The organism is Streptomyces sp. SID13726, from assembly GCF_010548375.1.
GTDB lineage: Bacteria > Actinomycetota > Actinomycetes > Streptomycetales > Streptomycetaceae > Streptomyces.
On record NZ_JAAGLY010000459.1, the window covers coordinates 1 to 439 of the forward strand.

Consider the following 439-nt stretch of genomic DNA (forward strand, 5'->3'; position numbering starts at 1 on the left):
GGCCGGTGCTCCTGTGGTTCCGGCGCGAGCTGCCGTCGGTCGAGCGCGTCCAGACCGCGCTCTACGCGGCGACCGCGCTGCCGCTGCTGGTCGCGCTCACCGAGATCGCGGTCGAGCAGGACGCGATGACGTCACGCGTCGGCGCGGCGCTCGTCGGCGCGGGCGTGCTGTCCGTGATCGTGCTCCCGATGGTCGCGAGCCGGCTCGGCCCCCGGCTCGCGACCACCGACGGCGCCGACCCGCCGAGCGGTGCACGTGCGCACGAGTGAGGCACTCCGGGGTGCACCGTTCGTGCGCACGCGCAGCGCCCGACGCGGGCCGTCAGGCGAGCGGGCCGGACGTCAGAAGGTCCACTGCTGGTTGGTCGAGCCGTGGCAGTCCCAGATCACGAACCGCTGGCCCTCGTAGAGCGGGTTGCCGCCCTCGTCGTCGACGACGT

Annotated in this window: 1 pseudogene; it reads left to right on the forward strand. The window is 74.3% G+C overall.

What is annotated here, in order from left to right:
* Positions 1-269, forward strand: a pseudogene (locus G3I78_RS48580) (cation:proton antiporter); the annotation flags it as partial.
* Between the last annotated feature and the right edge of the window lie 170 nt (positions 270-439).